This is a genomic window from Ruegeria sp. AL12 (assembly GCF_056540885.1).
This window is the reverse complement of record NZ_JBQFXN010000014.1, coordinates 20,368-36,315: the sequence shown is the minus strand read 5'-3', so window position 1 is coordinate 36,315 and position 15,948 is coordinate 20,368. Positions and strand designations below refer to the sequence as shown.

Below are 15,948 nucleotides of genomic sequence, written 5' to 3'. Positions count from 1 at the left end.
TCGGCGAACCCTTCCGCCGCGACGCAATGAAAAAACCCGTCGCCGTCGCAGGAATCTCGGCCGAAGACATGAAAGTTCAGGAAGCGTGATCTGATCATGCTTCACCCGGGCCGAATATGGTTCGGGTGGGGGCAGGCTTTGCCCCAAAGGCAGCTCAAATATTGCAAAGGAAGTAAGATGCAGGTGTTGAGTGCATCCAACTCGCCGTGGCTTCGGGCACGGTCTTTCGTTCGTTTGAACGGTCACGGTTTCCTTGTTTCCGTGGTTGTTGCCGTCGCAGCGAAGTTTTTGTCCGAACATTATGGTGCCCCGGCGATGCTGATGGCCCTGTTGCTGGGCATCGCGTTCCATTTCCTGGCCGAAGACGATGCCGGCGACTGCAAGGCCGGTATCGAATTTACTGCACGAACGGTTCTGCGTTTTGGCGTTGCGCTGCTTGGGGCGCGTATTTCCGTTGAATTGATGATGAGCCTTGGCGCTGATCTGATTGCCGTTGTGATTGCCAGTGTGATCCTCACGATCCTGTTCGGGCTTCTTGGCGCGCGTCTTCTGGGCCGTGGTTGGCGCTTTGGGGTGCTGACAGGGGGATCGGTTGCGATCTGCGGTGCATCGGCCGCGATGGCCTTGTCGGCCATTCTGCCCAAAAACGAGCATTCGGAGCGGAACCTGGTTTTCACGGTACTGTCGGTTACTGTTCTGTCGACAATCGCGATGATCGCCTACCCGATCCTCACCGAGGCTTTCGAGTTCAACGACGAGGTTTCAGGGGTCTTCCTGGGCGGAACGATCCATGATGTCGCGCAGGTTGTCGGGGCCGGGTTCTCGGTTTCGGACCAAACCGGTGAGGTCGCGACTTTGGTCAAGCTGATCCGTGTCGCAATGCTGGCCCCGGTGGTTCTGGTCATCTCGTTTCTTGTCCGGCGCCACGCGGAGTTCAGCGAGGAAGACGGCAAGCGCCCGCCTATTTTGCCGATGTTTGTCGTTGGCTTTCTGATCTTTGCCGTCCTGAATTCAATGGGCCTGATCCCGGATGTGGTCTCGTCGGCCATGGCCGATCTCAGCCGGTGGGCGCTGCTGTTGTCGATTGCGGCAGTGGGCATGAAAACGTCGCTCAAGCGGATTCTGGATGTGGGTGGGCAGGCCATCGTCCTGATCGTGGCCGAGACGATCTTCATCGCTGCTCTGGTTTTGGCGGGTGTCTACCTGTTTCATTAGAGGATGGCGGAAATCCAAGTTCAGCACGTGACCGACCATCGGCCGATCACGTCATCTCGCACTACATGACCAGCAGGAGGGTATGACCTCATGACGACACAGGTACTCAATCTATTCGATGAGCCGGCAACGCGCAGCGAAAGGCGTTTGGCCGATCTTCCCGATCGCGTTGTCGCCGGTGATCCGCATCACAAGATTGGAATGCATTTCACCAGCCCGGATGGGCAACTGTCTGCCGGGACCTGGACGTCTACGCCGGGCAAATGGCACGCGTTCACGGACAAGGACGAATATTGCTATATCGTCAAAGGTCATTGCGCCCTGATCCACGAAGACGGGACCCGTCAGGATTTTCGCACCGGGGCCGGCTTTTTGATCCCCAACGGCTTTCGCGGCTATTGGGAAGTCGTGGAAGAAACGACCAAGCACTTCGTGATCCGAGATTGCGCGCCGGACGCATGATCCGATCCGTGATTGAACCTGAGGCGGCGTGAACCGGCATGCCTCAGGCGCGTCATTGGCTTTTCAGCGACGGGTTTGGTCAAAGCTGATCGTCAGTTTTTCCGCCGTGGGTATTGACTGGCAGGTCAGGATTTCTCCGGCTTTGATGTCTTTGTCTTCCAGTGCCATGCGCGCCCGCATATGAACTGTGCCGTCGGTCAGTTTGGCCCGGCACGCGCCGCAAACTCCGGATTGGCAGGAATAGGGTGGCTTGAGCCCCGCTGACTGCGCTGCGTGAAGAATGGTCTGTCCCCTCGAGACCGAAATGAGGTGTCGGGTGCCTTCCAGCGTCAGTTCAACGGTTGCGTCCACCCCGTCAATACCCGTGTCAAGATCCGGCGCAGCACCATAGCTTTCCATGTGGATGCGGTTCTGGGGAACATCAATGGACATCAAGGCCGATTTGACGGCCTGGTTCATATCGCGCGGACCACAGACATAGTACCGCGCGTCCTGGGCGTAAGGTGGATACTCGGCGATCAACGCTTCGATGGCGGCCTTGTCGATTGTACCTTGCCGCCAGTACTCGGCGCTGGACCACCAGCCGGGTTTCGAAAAGACATGGTTGATTGTAAAACGTTCGGGATGCGCTTGCTGAAGCACGCTCAGTTCGTGCTGCAACAGGATGCTCTTGGCGTTTGTGTTGCCATACACCAGATGTGCGACTGAATGGGGCTCGGCTGTCAAAACCGAGTTCAGCATTGCAAAGAGCGGAGTGATGCCAGAGCCCGCGCCAAAAAAGTAATGGGTGCGCCGCGCCGTTTCGTCGGGGTCCAGGCAGAAACTGCCAAATGGCGGCATGACGTCAATGGTTTGCCCTTCCTGAACGGTGTCGTTGATGAAGTTGCTGACACGGCCACCCTTGACCCGTTTGACGGTGATGCGAAGCGGATCCCCGGAGTAAGGCGAACTGGAGATCGAATAGCTTCGACGGTGCTCTTCGCCATCAATATTGAAACGAACGGACACGTGTTGGCCCGGCCTCCAGGCGAATATGTCCATCAGGCGGTCAGGGACCTCGAACATGACGGTCTTTGCCACGCCATCCAGTTCGACTCTGGTCCCGCAAACGCGCAATGGGAAAAAATCACGCGGGTTCATTTCTCTTCCCCCAACCATTGCAGAACAACTTTCTGGTGCTCGATGACGGGGCTTTCACCTTTTGCCGCCGGACCTGCTTCAAAATACGGAGAATGCAGGGACTTCTGCTGCTGCTCGCACGCGTAGATGTCTTCGCCGGTAAAGTCGCCGGCAACCATCGGGTCATCTTCGCCCATCGCGTCATTGGCTTCGTATTTCCCGGCAATTCCAAACGCGGCCCAGAAAGAGGACGACTTCATCGACTGTTTGGTGAATTCCCATTCCGAGCTGTTTGACACCCGCCCACGGTTGTGAACTCGTGTCAGTTCCGGGCCAAGGGGTTCGACAATGAAGATATTCCAGCCGTCTTCCGAAGCGGCCAGACCAATCCCCGGGAACAGCATCGGCACCCAGGCGCCGTTCATGTCTTTGGGGATGACGCGCGGGGCGGTCAGTTTGCTGTCCTGATCTTCCAGAAACTCCGCCACGGGCGGCTCCCAAAACATGTAATGAGGTCCTTCCCAGTGGAATTCGGCGGATTTGTGGTCATACATCCGCAGCGTATTCGAATGCAGATGGCTCAGGTGGTAAACGTCGATGTAATTTTCGACGACAACCTTCCAGTTGGCCTTTATCTCATAGCTGGTGTTCAGGTCTTCGTACTCGATCAGCTCCTCCGGGACGTGCGGGCCGATATGGGGTTCGACGGGGCCGAACCATTCGGCGATGGAAGGCGCGTCGGGGTCTGGATGGACGAAAATCATCGACTTCCAGATATCGACCTTGGCGGGTTTCAGGCCAAGGCAGGACTTGTCGACTTTGCCATATTCCTCGTGCTCATCCGGCACCGAAATCAGATTGCCTTCAAGATCGTAGGTCCAATCGTGATAAGGACAGGTCAATGCTTTTTGCGTTTTGCCAACCGCGCGGATCAATTGGGTACCGCGATGGCGGCAGATGTTATGGAAGGCGCGTAGGCGACGGTCGCGCCCCATAATCACGAATATGTTGTTGAGTCCGGCCTGCACGGCGATGAACTGGCCGGGTTCACTGACATCCTCCATAAAACCGGCGTAGCGCCAGGTTTTGGAGAAGATCTCGCGCATTTCCCGGTCGAACCAATCCTGGCTCGTGTAAGCTTCGACCGGCAAAAGGTGCAGCATGGGTTTCATTTGAGCCTCTTGTGAAGGAATTTTCAAAACGTTTGGGTGAGAAAGTCGATGGCGATCATCGACAGGCCTAATGCGACCCAGGCGAGTTGGATCAGCCAAAACAGGATGGGGTCCTCATCCCGGGTTACGTCGGTCAAAAGCAAAGCGTGACCGGAATAGAAATTCGGGATTGTCCAGAACATGAAAAGAAGCCCCCACAACGTCTGATAGCCAAGTACCGTCGTCACCATCAGCGCCGCGAAGGTGATGTAGTTCAGCTGTCGCTTGCGTGTCATGGTTCTTGCTCCAGGCCATTGAACAGCGCACGCGCGGCCTGTTCGGCCTGAGTTTTCCAGACATTCGGCATATCCAGAGGGGCCAAAGACGTCGCGTTGAAATAAAGCGCCACAATGCCATGAGCGGCGGTATTGACCTTTGCGGCATCCACATTCGGGAAATCCGCGCGCAGTATCGCAGCAATCGTAGTTTCAAAGGCAAGCAGAGCCTCTCGACAAGCCAGGCGAAGCGAAGCATCCTCGACCGCCCGCGCGGTGAGTGCTGCGAAGGCAAGAACCATATCCGGTGACGTCTGGTTCATGTCCGAGAACAGAAGATCGATCAGATGTCTTGATTTTCTCGACGCCGGCAAGCCTGCAACGAGTGCGTCAGACTGTTCCGAAAAACTTTTCAGAACATAGTCTTGCAGGGTCGTAATCAATTCATCCCGATTGCCCAGGTGATGCCGGATCAGAGGACGTGTCAGGCCCGCCTCCTTGGCTATTTGCGAAAGCGATGCGCCATCAAGGCCATATCTCGCAACACATCTGACCAGGGCCTGCATAATCTGTTCATAACGTTCATCACGATTTGAGGGGCGCCCGATCATGTTATTTCCAGTATTTCAGCTTCAGGTCTGCGGTTGCACCGGTGCCGACGGCGACAGCGGCATCCGCGAATTCCGGCGGTAGACCGCTCCGATCCATGCCGCCAAAGGCGTACCCTTCGGTTGGGACATCCTTCTCGGTATCCAGGTTGCTGTTGCTGTTCTCGTCGTGAATCGCGGCAATCGTATAGGTGCCAAGCGGGAGATTGTGAAAGGTGACCGAGGCCTGGCCTTTGACAGCAGGAATGGAAGCCAAGGCCGCCGCGTTCGCCACGTCCATGGCCTTAAAAGATTTTGAGTCATCGAACACGGCAATGATCAAATCACCATCTGCATTGCGCACGTCCTGCACCGTCGCAGTGAGAGTTTGTGCGGATGCCCCGAGGGTTGAAGCTAGTGTCATCACAGATGCGACGACCAGTTTGCTAATCGGCATGATATATCCTTTACTGTCAACATTGACAGTAAATAGGAAGAGTGCAATTAACTGTCAATAGTGACAATTATTCACCCGATTTCCCTGAGCGTGTTTTTTTTGCATTGAACCAAGCACGACGTATCGGCCCAACGCCGACACGGATCGGAGAAAAGGGAAAAAAATATCCTAAGGCGGCTTTCCAAAGCTACTCGGGCAATACTTGCCTCATGTAGAGATGACGCATGACCATTGGCGTCAGGTACATCGGAATTTGATACGCCCCGATGAAGGCCATGATGGGTGCGGTGACCTCGGGCGGCAAAGCAACGAAGAATATCGCGATGTTTCTGTTTCCCGCGATCAAAGAGACAGCGGTTGCTCTGGCTGCCGGCAGACGTCCTCGGGTAATCCGGAACGAAATGAATTGTGCTCCGAAATTGGCCAGACAGGCGAGCGCGATCCAGAAGGCCGCGACGGCCGGGCTTTTCAGCGCTGTGGTGCTGACAGAAGGCATCAGGCCGATGACAAAAACGGCCAAGGTGATTGTGCCCAACCCTTCCAGATTCACCAATGTGGAGCGTGATGGTGAACGCAACCAGACGCACCGGACAACAATGGCGGCGCCGGTTGTGCAGAGTATCGTCAACAGCAGTTGCAACCCGGCCAGCAGAACAGAGTGAATGCCGCCCAGCTCAGGCATGAGCAGGAACACCGGAAACGCTGTCAATGGCAGCAGGGCGGTCCCAACCACCATCATTCGCATCGCGTGTTCAGGTGGGTAGCCCATCATCAAACACATGTTGGGACTGCCGGAAATCGAGGGCGCAGCCGCCATGATGAGCAGGGACAGAAGCACCGGCGTTCCGGTCCATCCCCCGACAAATCCAATGGCCAGAATGATCAGCGGCATCACGAATTGAAACCCGATGACGGTGAACGCGACCTTGTGCAGATCGCTCAACGATCCAAGAATGGTTTCGGGGTCCATTCTCAGGACGGTGACGAACAGCAACAACACGACCAGGGGCGGCAGCAGGCCTCGCATGGGCTCGGCCAAACCCGGCAATAGAAGACCCGCCGCCAATCCGGCGACCAGAACACGGGGCCCGTGACGGACCGCCAGATGGAGCAGGTTCAAGGCCGTTTTACCCGCCCGGGCTCTGACGCAAATTCTCGGGCAGCCAGGTGGCGAGGTCGGGGAACCAGATGAGGATGAAGACCATCAGCACCATGATCAGGAACATCGGTATCGCAGCGCGTGCGATATAGCTCATCTCATGGTTGGTCATGCCCTGCATCACGAACAGGTTGAACCCGATCGGAGGTGTGATCTGCGCCATTTCAACAACGACCACGATGAAGATGCCGAACCAGATCAGGTCAATGCCAGCGTCGCGGATCATTGGTTCCACCACGGCCATGGTCAACACGACGGAAGAAATCCCGTCAAGAAAACAGCCCAGAATGATGTAGAACACCAGCAGGACCATAAGCAGTTCGAAACGGGTCAGTTCCCAACCTGCAATCAGATCGGCCAGCCCGCGCGGCAGGCCGGTGAAGCCCATGGACAGCGACAGAAACGCCGCGCCGGCAAGGATCAGGGCGATCATCGCGCTGGTTCGCGTGGCGCCCATCAGGCTTTCGGTGAATGTCTTCCAGTTCAACGACCCTTGGCCTGCCGCCAGCAACAGGCCGCCGATCACCCCAAAAGCCGCAGCTTCGGTCGCAGTGGCATAGCCCAGATACATTGAGCCGATGACGACCGTGATCAGAAGGATCACAGGCAACAAAAAGCGGGAATTTCTGACTTTCTCGGAAAAGCTCAGCTTGCCCTCGACATCCGGGGTCCAGTCTTTGCCCAACTTGGAATAGATCGCGACATAACCCATGAACATCGCTGCCAGCACCAAACCGGGAAGGATGCCGGCAAAGAACAGCTTGGTGATCGATTCATTGATCGTCACCCCGTAGACGATCAGGGTCAAAGACGGCGGGATCATCAGCCCCAGAGTGGCCGCACCGGTCAGAGTACCGATGATCATCCGTTCGGGGTAGTTGCGCTTGCGCAGTTCGGGGATCGACATCTTTCCGACAGTGGTCAGGGTTGCCGCCGACGAACCTGAGACTGCCGCGAAGACGGTACAGCCCACGATATTGGTATGCACCAGACCGCCGGGCAGGGGGGCCATCCAGGGGGACAGCCCTTTGAACATGTCTTCGGACAATCGCGTGCGGTACAGGATTTCGCCCATCCAGATGAACATGGGCAAGGCGGTCAGGGTCCACGACGACGAAGCGGACCAGATCGTCGTGATCATCACGTCGCCCACGGGGCGTGTCGTGAACAGCTCCATCCCGACCCAGGCGACGCCCATCAGGGCCAGGCCGACCCAGACGCCGGTACCGAGAAGGGTGAACAGAACAAAAAGGAAAAGGATGATGACAGACAGGTTTTCCATGCGTCTATTCTCCGTGGCTCTGGTCGGCCAGATCGCGGACAATGCGATGGTCACCTTTGAACAGGACGTGGATCAGGTGATCCGTCAGCGCGATGGCCAGGATCACGGCTCCGATCAGCATCGCGGATTGCGGAATCCACAGCGCGGTTCTGTCCTGACCCTGGCTGATGTCGTTGAACTTCCAGCTCCAATAGACGAAGCGATAGGCATACCAGCAGAAATACCACATGACGGCTGTGCCGATGGTGAAACACCAGATTTCAAGGACACGCCGCACGCTGTCCGGCACCGCGTTCAGAAGGATCGAAACCCGAATGTGGCTGCCCCGGTTCAACGCATTGGCAAAGGCCAGAAAAGATGCCGCCGCCATTGCATAGCCGGCATAGTCGGGCGCTCCGGGAAAGACTTCACCGGTCCAGCGGGCCAGCATCTGCACGACGATCAGCAAAAGAATGGCAATCAGGCTGACCGCCGCCATTACCCCCGCTGCCAGATAGATGAAATCCAGAACGGACCGAAGCCCCCGCAATAACGCCATGGCGTCCCCGCTGTGTTATGATTGGATGGAAAACAGGCGACGCAATGCAACGCCGCCTGCCTCGAACGGTTACTGAGAGGCGTTGAACGCGTCGACGATGGCTTTGCCTTCGTCGCCGGCGGCTTCCAGCCATTCATTGGTCATGGTCACACCAATCTCTTTCAGCTCATTCGTCATCTGCTCGGATGCCGGACCGACGGTCATGCCACCATCACGCAGACCTTGCAGAGTAAAGCCGGTATATTCCTTGGCGCGCCAGTTGCCCGCGTATTCCGCCAGCTCTGCGCAGGCCTTGATGACGTTCTTGTTGGCGTCGGACACGCCCGACCAGACATCCGAATTCACCATCACGTAGTTGCGTGGCAACCAGGCATCGACTTCGTAGAAATAGTTCAGGCTTTCCCAGACCTTGCGGTCATACCCGGTCGATCCCGAGGACACCATCGACTCGGCGACACCCGTCGCAAAAGCCTGACTGATTTCCGCCGCTTCGATGGTTACCGGCAACATGCCTGTCAGTTCGGCCAGTCGCGAAGTCGCGTTGTTGTACGAACGGAACTTGATGCCCTTCATGTCTGCGACCGAGTTCACCTCATTCTTGAAATACAGCCCCTGCGGTGGCCATGGCACGGAATACAGCAATGTCAGATTCTGTTCCTCCAGCAGCTTTTCAATTGACGGTTTCGCCGCTTCCCAAAGCTTGGCGCTGTCGTCGAACGAGGTCGCAAGGAACGGGATCGAATCGAAACCGAACAACGCGTTCTCATTCTGGTGGCCGGACAGAAGGCGTTCGCCGATCGGGGCTTGCCCGGTCTGGATTGCGCGTTTGATATCGGCACCTTTGAACAGCGAGCCGGATGGATGCGTAACGATTTCGATCTCACCGCCGGTTCCGGTCGTTACACATTTGGCGAATTCCGCACCGGTGGCCGAATGGAAGTTCGACGCCGAATAGGCCATCGGCATGTCCCATTTTTCGGCCATGGCCGGTGTCGCCGCGGCAGCGGTCAAAGCGGTTGCCGCCAGAAGGTTTGTCAGTTTTTTCATCGTTTTCTCCCTATCGAGTTTTGAAATACCGATGTTTTTCATCGGTCTGTTCTTTATGTTGCAAAGCGCGACGGCGCATAAACGCTTATGTCGGTGTTCGGGGTTCTGCCCGCAATCATCTGCGCCAAAAGCCGCCCGGTCTTTGGCCCACCTGTCAGGCCGATGTGATGATGCCCAAAGCCCATATAGGCCCCTTTGATACCGGGCACGTCGCCTATGATCGGGATCGAGTCAGCCGGGGCGGGTCTGTGCCCCATCCATTCCACTTCCTCCTTCCATGTTATGCCCGGAAACGCGGCCCGGGCATTCTTTCGCATCAATTCAAACGGCGCGCGCGAGGGCGGGGCGTCCAGCCCACCGAACTCCACGATACCCGCCAAGCGTATGCGCCCATCCATGGGCGTGGCAACAAACTTGCCCGAAGCCACCATGACCGGGCTGCGGGGCATGGCAGAAGGTGCCACCAATTCAAGATGATAACCGCGCTCGCTTTCAAGAGGAACAGAAACCCCCAGTCGCTTGGCCAGTGGCCCCGACCAAACGCCAGCCGTGACAATGGCGGTGTCGCAAGCGATGGTCTCGCCACCCGCGCGCACACCGGTAACGCGGCCGTTCTCGCGGGTGACGTCCTCGACATTGGCGCGGATGATCCGACCACCGCCAGCCTCGACATGGGCGGCCAAGTCTTTCACGTACTGCCCGGGATCGGTGATATGACCGTGGTTTGACAGCTTGGCAGCGAAACCGATATCCGGGCTGAACACGGGGTCATAGTCGTGAAACGCCTTGCCCTCCAGTTCTTCCCAATCAAAGCCGTTCTTCCGCCTTATTCCCCAGCCCAACGCATCTTGTTCAAAATGGGCCCGGTTCTCGTAGAGAAACAGATAGTCGCTGGGCACGATCCACTTTTCAGCACGCGTGCCTGTTGCCAATGCCTTGTGATCATTCAGGCTGTCGCCGACGATCGGCGTCAGCGCCGCCGCGATCCGTTCAACGTCTTCTATGTTCGCGTGGCTCAGATATTGCCGGAGCCATGGGAGCAGCTTGGGCAGATACCCCCATTTCAAAAACAGCGGCTGCGACGAACTCAGCAACATTTTGGGCGCTTTGCCAAGCAATCCGGGAACCGTCACAGGTATGATGGAACAGGATGCCAGCACACCGCCATTGCCATGAGACGTGCCTTCGCCCGGTCCGGCCTTGTCGAACAGGATCACGTCGTGCCCATCCCGTTGCAGCCAGACCGCGGCCGACACGCCGACGATACCGGCGCCGATGATGGCTATGGTTTTCTTGTCACTCATTCTGAAACCGCCCTGGCCACTGCGTAATGGTTCAGCTTGGCCATCTCGGGCCTGCCGCCAAGCCCGCGGGTTTCGGGCACGCAGACCTGTCCGTTCTGGATCCGGAAGGGTTCTTCCAGAATGTCTTCTTTCAGGAAATAGGACGCCTGATAGAATTCGCAGCCCAATGTGATCTCGGGCGTTGCGGCAATCATATGGGTGCCGGCAAGATGGGCCAGGCCGGCCTCGAACATGTCCCCGCCATATGCCGTCAGACCATGCGCGGCCGCGATGCGGGCGACCGTTTGCCCGCGGGTCAGTCCGCCAGACTTCATTATTTTCACCGAGACACCATCGCAAATGCTTTCACGCGCGGCGCGTTCCATATCTTCGGGACCAAAGACGCTTTCATCGGCGAGAAGGGGAATATCGGTCATTTGGCGCAGCTTTGCCATCATGCCGAAATGGTGGGCGCGAACCGGCTGTTCGATGAAATCAGGATTGAACTGGGCCACGTCCCGCACCCGCGCCGGGGCGTCCTCGATGTTCAGCCCCTGATTGAAATCCACGCGGACCGAGAATTCAGGACAGTTCTGCGCCAGATATTCCAACCGCATGATGTCAAAGGCGTGATCCTTGAACCCGGTCTTGAGTTTGACAATCCGCACGCCGTCCTCTCGCAACCGCGCCAGCAGGTCTATGTCCTGGGAAAAGTCCGGGTTGGCGATGGAACAGCTGAGCGGAATGGTGTTGCGGCAGCGACCGCCCAGCAAAGACCAGACAGGGATGTCGCTGATACGGCCGGCCAGATCCAGCAGCGCGGTTTCCAGCGCGGCCTTGGCCTCGGTGCAATGCGCCACTGCACAGGCCGCGCGCGCCATGATGGCTGACCGGTCGCCCACGCTGGCGCCAAGAACAAGAGGGCGTATATATCGATCCAGTGCCGCGAATGTCGCTTCCGGGGTGCCGGTGAACACCGACCAGGGTGACGCTTCGCCAAATCCCTGTGCGCCATCCTCGGATGTCAGTCGCAGTATGACGACTTCGCAGGCGCCTTCGACGGATCCTATACCGTGATCCCGGCGGGACGTGACCGGAAGCTTCAGGTGCCAAAGGTCGAAACCGATGATGTTTTGTGACAGATCGTTCATTCCGCCCCCTGTGGTTGAGCGAAAGCCTGCCTTGACGAGCATATCATTTCAAATACTATTTCTTCTACAGTTCATCAGAATAAATGATGCGGTAATCCATGTCCCTACGCTTTCGCCAGCTTCAAGCGTTTCACGCCATCATGGAAACCGGAACCGTAACCGGTGCGGCGTCGGTACTTGGGATATCCCAGCCTGGTATCAGCAATCTGTTGGCTCAGTTGGAACGCGAAGCGCGACTGCCTCTGTTCGAGCGCAACAAGGGCCGTTTGCTGCCCACCCCGGAAGCCGAGCTGCTGTTCCGCGAAGTCGACACGGTCGTGCGCGGGTTGGATCACGTGGCACAGGCCGTGACGGATTTGCAGAACAAACATCCCGGTCAATTGCAGGTTGCAGCTCCGCATCTTCTGTCATTTGGTTTCATGCCGCGCGAGATCGCTCGTTTTGCCAAAAGCCGCCCCAACCTGTCCGTCAGTTTCCAGTCGCAGTATTCATCCAAGATTCAGGAATGGGTGATTTCAGGCCTGTTTGAAATCGGCATCGTAGAGATGCCGATCCTGCACGACACTCTGAATTATCAGGTGTTTCAATTCGAAACACTTGCGACTTTTCCAGAAAACAGCCCCTTGGCGGATTATGACGTTCTGACACCGGAAATACTGGAAAACGAGCCCTTCATCGTGATGGGCCCGGAACACCAAACCCACCGTCGAACCCGTGACATCTTTCAGGCATCCGGGCGCACGTGGCGGACACAGATTCACACGCACCTGTCCGAGAACCTGCTGAGTTTTGTAAAACAGGGCATGGGTGTTGCGATGATCGATCCCTTTACCGTGACGTTCGATGGTGAGAGCGGGTACCAGACCCGCCCGTTCAAGCCATCCGTCATGCTGGATCTTGCAATCATCACCGCAAAGGGGCGCCCCCTGTCCACGATTGCGCAGGAATTTCTGGCCCAGCTGACCCCGTCGATTGCCTCTTACGCAACCCATTCCGACACAGGTGCAGCGGCCTCGTGAAGCTGCTGCGAATGGATGTCGACCAATGTGGGGGCATCATGTTCGAGGGCCTGTTTCAGCACCTTCGGCAAGTCCTCAGGGTCTTTGACCGTCCATGATTTCACTCCGAAGGCGGCTGCGACGGCGGCGTGGTCGGTCCGGTTGAAATCAACGTTGTAATAGCGTTGATCAAACCCAGCATCCTGACCCGCCTTGATCCATCCGAAGACCGAGTTCGAGAAAACGATCGAGGTTATCGGCATTTTGTGCCGAACCATCGTTTCAAATTCACCGCAGGTGAACCCAAACGAACCATCGCCCATGACGGCCAGGGTCTTGACCGAGGGCCGGCCAACATGTGCACCCATGGCCGCCCCCAGAGAATAGCCCAGTGCTCCATGTGCGCGATTTGTGATGAAATGCCGCCCGGGTTGCCGCCAACGGTAATGCGCGCTGAAATAGGGGCAGGGGGTGCCGGGGTCAGCGACCACAATCGCATCGTCGTCCAGAATGTCCATCAGGGACGCCATGACAGCCTCTGGCCGGATCGGCATTTCCCGACTTGCAGCCAAGGGGGCAAACGCCGCCGCCTTGGCCTCCCACGCGGCGCGGGCCTTGGTTGCTCCGTCTTGTCCGTTCAGGTCTTGCCGGTCCTCCAGCGCTCGGGCCAATGCCTCAAGCGCGAGGCGGGCGTCAGCGCAGATCGCCACTTCGGTCTGATAGTTTGCGCCGATCACCATGGGGTCGCTGTCGATGTGAATGATCGTGGCGTTGCGTCCGGGGCTTCTCCACCGTTCGGTCGTGACCGAACCGGCGCGGCACCCGATGAACAGGACGACATCAGCCTGATCCACCACGGCACGGGTCGCGGGGATCCCGCCGTTCGATCCGACGACACCCAGGGCCAAAGGATCGGTTTCGGCGATAGACCCTTGGCCTGAAACGGTTGTGGCGACGGGCATATCCAGCAGACCGGCGACGCGACGCAACGCATCGGTCGCGCCGGACAGAACCGGGCCGCCGCCACAGACCGCGACGGCGGATGTGGCCCGGGCAAGAATGGCTGCGGCCGCTTCGATGGCATCCGGATCTGGGGCGGCCCGTTCGGCGGGAAAGTTGCGATGCCGGTCGTCGGCCCAGATTTCCGCTTCGTCCACCTGTGCCTTCTGCGTATCAAACGGCAGTGCCAGATGGGTCGCGCCGGGTGTTCCCGTTGTCATCGCCCTGAACGCCGCACGAACCATGGCCGGAAGCCGGGCGGCATCATCCAGAGACGCGTTCCACTTCGTCAGCGGGCGGAACAACGCTGGCTGATCCAGTTCTGTCAAAGGGTATTTCCCGCGGCTGGTCGTCGCCACATCAGAGGTGATCGCCAGGATTGGAACGGAACTTTCATTGGCCTCGACCACACCCGGCAGAATGTAGGTCGCGCCACCGCCGGAAGGGCCTTCGCAAACGCCGGGCCTGCCTGTCACGCGTGCATAGCCATCCGCCATGTAGGCGGCGTGCCGTTCGTCGCGGGTCAGAATGTGCTGAATGCCGTGATCCATTCGGGCGAGTGCGTCATAGAACGGCAAGGTGGTATCGCCGCACAGGCCGAACATATGCGTCACGCCATGCGCCTCGAGCATACGCACCATCGCCTCGGCTCCGGTCAGGTAGTTCGTCCCTGTCATGGTTCGCGATTCCTTTGCGTTGAAATTGTACACATAGCTGTATACAAGTTTGCATATTGATTTCAAGAATTGAGTGTGGCACCTGTGGATCAACGGAAGAAGGGCATTGTTTATGGCGGGTCCACGCGTCGATGATATTTATGATCAGGTCAAAGCGATGGCGGTCTCCTTCCGCCTGCGCCCCGGTGACCGCCTGAACGAGGTCGCGCTGTCCAGGGATCTAGGCGTCAGCCGCACGCCGTTGCGAGAAGCGTTGAACCGTCTGGTTGCCGAACGGCTGTTCGATTTCCGCCCGGGGCAAGGGTTTTTTTGCCGTCCTTTGGATGCGCAAAGCGTGTTCGACCTTTTCGAGCTGCGCCAGATCATCGAATCCGCGGCGGCCCGATCCGCCTGCGCCAGGGCGGCCGATGAAGACCTGCAAAAGCTGCGTGATGAACTTTACGAAACGGGCATCGACATCACCGGTCTGACGATCGAAGAGGCTGTGGCCCGGGACGAATCGTTCCATCTGGGGATCGCAAAGCTGTCAGGGAACATGGAGTTGTTGCAAACTCTGACGCGGATCAACGAGCGTATCCGCTATATCCGCTGGATTTCCATGAGCATGGACCGGGTGCAGAAGTCCAAGGACGAACATAAACACGTCATGCAGGCCCTGCTGGATCGGGACGCGGACGAGGCGGCCCGGGTTCTGGCGGCTCATATCACAAAACGAATGGATCAGGTTCAGGACGCTGTGCGTCACGGGATTACCAGCATCTACATGGAAGGGGCCGAAGACATCTCGACCCGCATTATCGAAGAGGCACAGGGATGATCGCGCAGGGCGGCAAATCCATTTATGGTGCATCGGTGGGAATCCTTATGCTGGACGCGCAATTCCCAAGAATTCCCGGTGACATGGGCAATGCACGGACATGGCCGTTTCCGGTGCTGTACCGCATCGTTCGGGATGCCTCGCCTGATCGGGTGGTCCGGCATCGGGCCGAAGGTATGCTCGAGGTCTTCATCGACGCTGCGCAAGAGCTGGTCAAAGACGGCGCGGACGGAATAACAACCAATTGCGGGTTCCTGTCCCTGTTCCAGAAGGAGCTGGCCGAGGCCGTTCCGGTTCCCGTCGTCACCTCGTCCTTGATGCAGGTCGAAATGGTGAATCGCATCCTTCCCAAGGGAAAGCGCGCGGGCATTCTGACCATTTCGGCCTCCACTTTGACCAATGACCATCTTCTGGCTGCCAATGTCCCCTTGGACACGCCAATCGGCACAACCGAGGGTGGGCGGGAATTCACCCGCGCAATTCTTGGCAATGAACCGCATCTGAATGTTCAGAAGGCCCGGGAAGACAATGTCGAGGCCGCAATCGCATTGGCCTCGGACCACCCCGATCTTGGGGCAATCGTTCTGGAGTGCACGAATATGTGCCCCTATGCGCCGGATATTCAACAGGCGACCGGGCTGCCGGTGTTCTCGATCGTGTCCTTCGTGACCTGGTTCCACGCCGGTCTTGTTCCGCCGGTGTACCGGAACTGATCTCTGGCCTTTCATCAA

The 15,948-nt window shown here is 57.8% G+C and carries 17 protein-coding genes; 5 read left to right on the top strand and 12 right to left on the bottom strand.

What is annotated here, in order from left to right:
- The first annotated feature begins 177 nt into the window (after nt 1–177).
- The gene (locus ACR0C6_RS19970) at nt 178–1,215 is read left to right on the top strand and encodes a YeiH family protein (RefSeq protein WP_480447711.1); all 1,038 of its coding nucleotides are present in this window, start codon (nt 178–180) and stop codon (nt 1,213–1,215) included.
- Between the two features lie 90 nt (nt 1,216–1,305).
- Nucleotides 1,306–1,677: a cupin domain-containing protein gene (locus ACR0C6_RS19965; protein WP_480620826.1), complete on the top strand. Its 372-nt coding sequence runs from the start codon at nt 1,306–1,308 to the stop codon at nt 1,675–1,677.
- A 63-nt stretch (nt 1,678–1,740) separates the two neighbouring features.
- Here the strand turns inward: ACR0C6_RS19965 and ACR0C6_RS19960 are convergent, their stop codons facing one another.
- The 11 genes from ACR0C6_RS19960 to ACR0C6_RS19910 all read right to left on the bottom strand — a co-directional run bounded on the left by ACR0C6_RS19960 (nt 1,741) and on the right by ACR0C6_RS19910 (nt 11,726).
- Entirely contained in the window at nt 1,741–2,817 is a 1,077-nt protein-coding gene (locus ACR0C6_RS19960) for a 2Fe-2S iron-sulfur cluster-binding protein (RefSeq protein WP_480447710.1), read from the bottom strand.
- Complete coding sequence (locus tag ACR0C6_RS19955; protein WP_480620824.1) at nt 2,814–3,959, bottom strand: aromatic ring-hydroxylating oxygenase subunit alpha; 1,146 nt, start codon at nt 3,957–3,959, stop codon at nt 2,814–2,816. Before ACR0C6_RS19955 ends, ACR0C6_RS19960 begins: the two co-directional genes overlap by 4 nt.
- Before the next feature lie 32 nt (nt 3,960–3,991).
- The gene (locus ACR0C6_RS19950; RefSeq protein WP_480620822.1) at nt 3,992–4,243 is read right to left on the bottom strand and encodes a hypothetical protein; all 252 of its coding nucleotides are present in this window, start codon (nt 4,241–4,243) and stop codon (nt 3,992–3,994) included.
- The gene (locus ACR0C6_RS19945; protein WP_152460439.1) at nt 4,240–4,833 is read right to left on the bottom strand and encodes a TetR/AcrR family transcriptional regulator; all 594 of its coding nucleotides are present in this window, start codon (nt 4,831–4,833) and stop codon (nt 4,240–4,242) included. The genes ACR0C6_RS19950 and ACR0C6_RS19945 overlap by 4 nt, the downstream gene beginning before the upstream one ends.
- Nucleotide 4,834: 1 nt before the next feature.
- Nucleotides 4,835–5,266 (bottom strand): DUF2141 domain-containing protein, encoded by a 432-nt coding sequence (locus ACR0C6_RS19940; protein WP_480447707.1) that lies wholly within the window; start codon nt 5,264–5,266, stop codon nt 4,835–4,837.
- A gap of 187 nt (nt 5,267–5,453) precedes the next feature.
- Entirely contained in the window at nt 5,454–6,386 is a 933-nt protein-coding gene (locus ACR0C6_RS19935) for a hypothetical protein (protein WP_480620820.1), read from the bottom strand.
- A 7-nt stretch (nt 6,387–6,393) separates the two neighbouring features.
- Complete coding sequence (locus ACR0C6_RS19930) at nt 6,394–7,707, bottom strand: TRAP transporter large permease (RefSeq protein WP_152460436.1); 1,314 nt, start codon at nt 7,705–7,707, stop codon at nt 6,394–6,396.
- A gap of 4 nt (nt 7,708–7,711) precedes the next feature.
- Nucleotides 7,712–8,245: a TRAP transporter small permease gene (locus ACR0C6_RS19925; RefSeq protein ID WP_480620818.1), complete on the bottom strand. Its 534-nt coding sequence runs from the start codon at nt 8,243–8,245 to the stop codon at nt 7,712–7,714.
- A 69-nt stretch (nt 8,246–8,314) separates the two neighbouring features.
- Nucleotides 8,315–9,292 (bottom strand): TRAP transporter substrate-binding protein, encoded by a 978-nt coding sequence (locus tag ACR0C6_RS19920; RefSeq protein ID WP_480620816.1) that lies wholly within the window; start codon nt 9,290–9,292, stop codon nt 8,315–8,317.
- A gap of 53 nt (nt 9,293–9,345) precedes the next feature.
- The gene (locus tag ACR0C6_RS19915) at nt 9,346–10,596 is read right to left on the bottom strand and encodes an NAD(P)/FAD-dependent oxidoreductase (protein WP_480620814.1); all 1,251 of its coding nucleotides are present in this window, start codon (nt 10,594–10,596) and stop codon (nt 9,346–9,348) included.
- Complete coding sequence (locus ACR0C6_RS19910; RefSeq protein ID WP_480620812.1) at nt 10,593–11,726, bottom strand: enolase C-terminal domain-like protein; 1,134 nt, start codon at nt 11,724–11,726, stop codon at nt 10,593–10,595. Before ACR0C6_RS19910 ends, ACR0C6_RS19915 begins: the two co-directional genes overlap by 4 nt.
- Before the next feature lie 98 nt (nt 11,727–11,824).
- Here ACR0C6_RS19910 and ACR0C6_RS19905 point away from each other — a divergent pair, with 98 nt between their 5' ends.
- Nucleotides 11,825–12,745, top strand: a complete 921-nt coding sequence (locus ACR0C6_RS19905) for a LysR family transcriptional regulator (RefSeq protein ID WP_480620810.1) — start codon at nt 11,825–11,827, stop codon at nt 12,743–12,745.
- Here ACR0C6_RS19905 and ACR0C6_RS19900 read toward each other — a convergent pair.
- A complete protein-coding gene (locus ACR0C6_RS19900; RefSeq protein WP_480620809.1) occupies nt 12,706–14,400 on the bottom strand; it encodes a thiamine pyrophosphate-binding protein in 1,695 nt (564 codons plus the stop codon). The genes ACR0C6_RS19905 and ACR0C6_RS19900 overlap by 40 nt on opposite strands.
- Before the next feature lie 112 nt (nt 14,401–14,512).
- Between ACR0C6_RS19900 and ACR0C6_RS19895 the strand changes: the two genes are divergently transcribed.
- Complete coding sequence (locus ACR0C6_RS19895) at nt 14,513–15,217, top strand: GntR family transcriptional regulator (RefSeq protein ID WP_480447700.1); 705 nt, start codon at nt 14,513–14,515, stop codon at nt 15,215–15,217.
- Complete coding sequence (locus tag ACR0C6_RS19890; protein ID WP_480620807.1) at nt 15,214–15,930, top strand: aspartate/glutamate racemase family protein; 717 nt, start codon at nt 15,214–15,216, stop codon at nt 15,928–15,930. The genes ACR0C6_RS19895 and ACR0C6_RS19890 overlap by 4 nt, the downstream gene beginning before the upstream one ends.
- Nucleotides 15,931–15,948: the final 18 nt, after the last annotated feature.

What these genes read in the sequence shown, in the direction of transcription:
- ACR0C6_RS19970 (WP_480447711.1), top strand. Translation starts at nt 178, where the DNA reads ATGCAGGTGTTGAGTGCATCCAACTCGCCGTGGCTTCGGGCACGGTCT.
- ACR0C6_RS19965 (WP_480620826.1), top strand. Translation starts at nt 1,306, where the DNA reads ATGACGACACAGGTACTCAATCTATTCGATGAGCCGGCAACGCGCAGC.
- ACR0C6_RS19960 (WP_480447710.1), bottom strand. Translation starts at nt 2,817, where the DNA reads ATGAACCCGCGTGATTTTTTCCCATTGCGCGTTTGCGGGACCAGAGTC.
- ACR0C6_RS19955 (WP_480620824.1), bottom strand. Translation starts at nt 3,959, where the DNA reads ATGCTGCACCTTTTGCCGGTCGAAGCTTACACGAGCCAGGATTGGTTC.
- ACR0C6_RS19950 (WP_480620822.1), bottom strand. Translation starts at nt 4,243, where the DNA reads ATGACACGCAAGCGACAGCTGAACTACATCACCTTCGCGGCGCTGATG.
- ACR0C6_RS19945 (WP_152460439.1), bottom strand. Translation starts at nt 4,833, where the DNA reads ATGATCGGGCGCCCCTCAAATCGTGATGAACGTTATGAACAGATTATG.
- ACR0C6_RS19940 (WP_480447707.1), bottom strand. Translation starts at nt 5,266, where the DNA reads ATGCCGATTAGCAAACTGGTCGTCGCATCTGTGATGACACTAGCTTCA.
- ACR0C6_RS19930 (WP_152460436.1), bottom strand. Translation starts at nt 7,707, where the DNA reads ATGGAAAACCTGTCTGTCATCATCCTTTTCCTTTTTGTTCTGTTCACC.
- ACR0C6_RS19925 (WP_480620818.1), bottom strand. Translation starts at nt 8,245, where the DNA reads ATGGCGTTATTGCGGGGGCTTCGGTCCGTTCTGGATTTCATCTATCTG.
- ACR0C6_RS19920 (WP_480620816.1), bottom strand. Translation starts at nt 9,292, where the DNA reads ATGAAAAAACTGACAAACCTTCTGGCGGCAACCGCTTTGACCGCTGCC.
- ACR0C6_RS19915 (WP_480620814.1), bottom strand. Translation starts at nt 10,596, where the DNA reads ATGAGTGACAAGAAAACCATAGCCATCATCGGCGCCGGTATCGTCGGC.
- ACR0C6_RS19910 (WP_480620812.1), bottom strand. Translation starts at nt 11,726, where the DNA reads ATGAACGATCTGTCACAAAACATCATCGGTTTCGACCTTTGGCACCTG.
- ACR0C6_RS19905 (WP_480620810.1), top strand. Translation starts at nt 11,825, where the DNA reads ATGTCCCTACGCTTTCGCCAGCTTCAAGCGTTTCACGCCATCATGGAA.
- ACR0C6_RS19900 (WP_480620809.1), bottom strand. Translation starts at nt 14,400, where the DNA reads ATGACAGGGACGAACTACCTGACCGGAGCCGAGGCGATGGTGCGTATG.
- ACR0C6_RS19895 (WP_480447700.1), top strand. Translation starts at nt 14,513, where the DNA reads ATGGCGGGTCCACGCGTCGATGATATTTATGATCAGGTCAAAGCGATG.
- ACR0C6_RS19890 (WP_480620807.1), top strand. Translation starts at nt 15,214, where the DNA reads ATGATCGCGCAGGGCGGCAAATCCATTTATGGTGCATCGGTGGGAATC.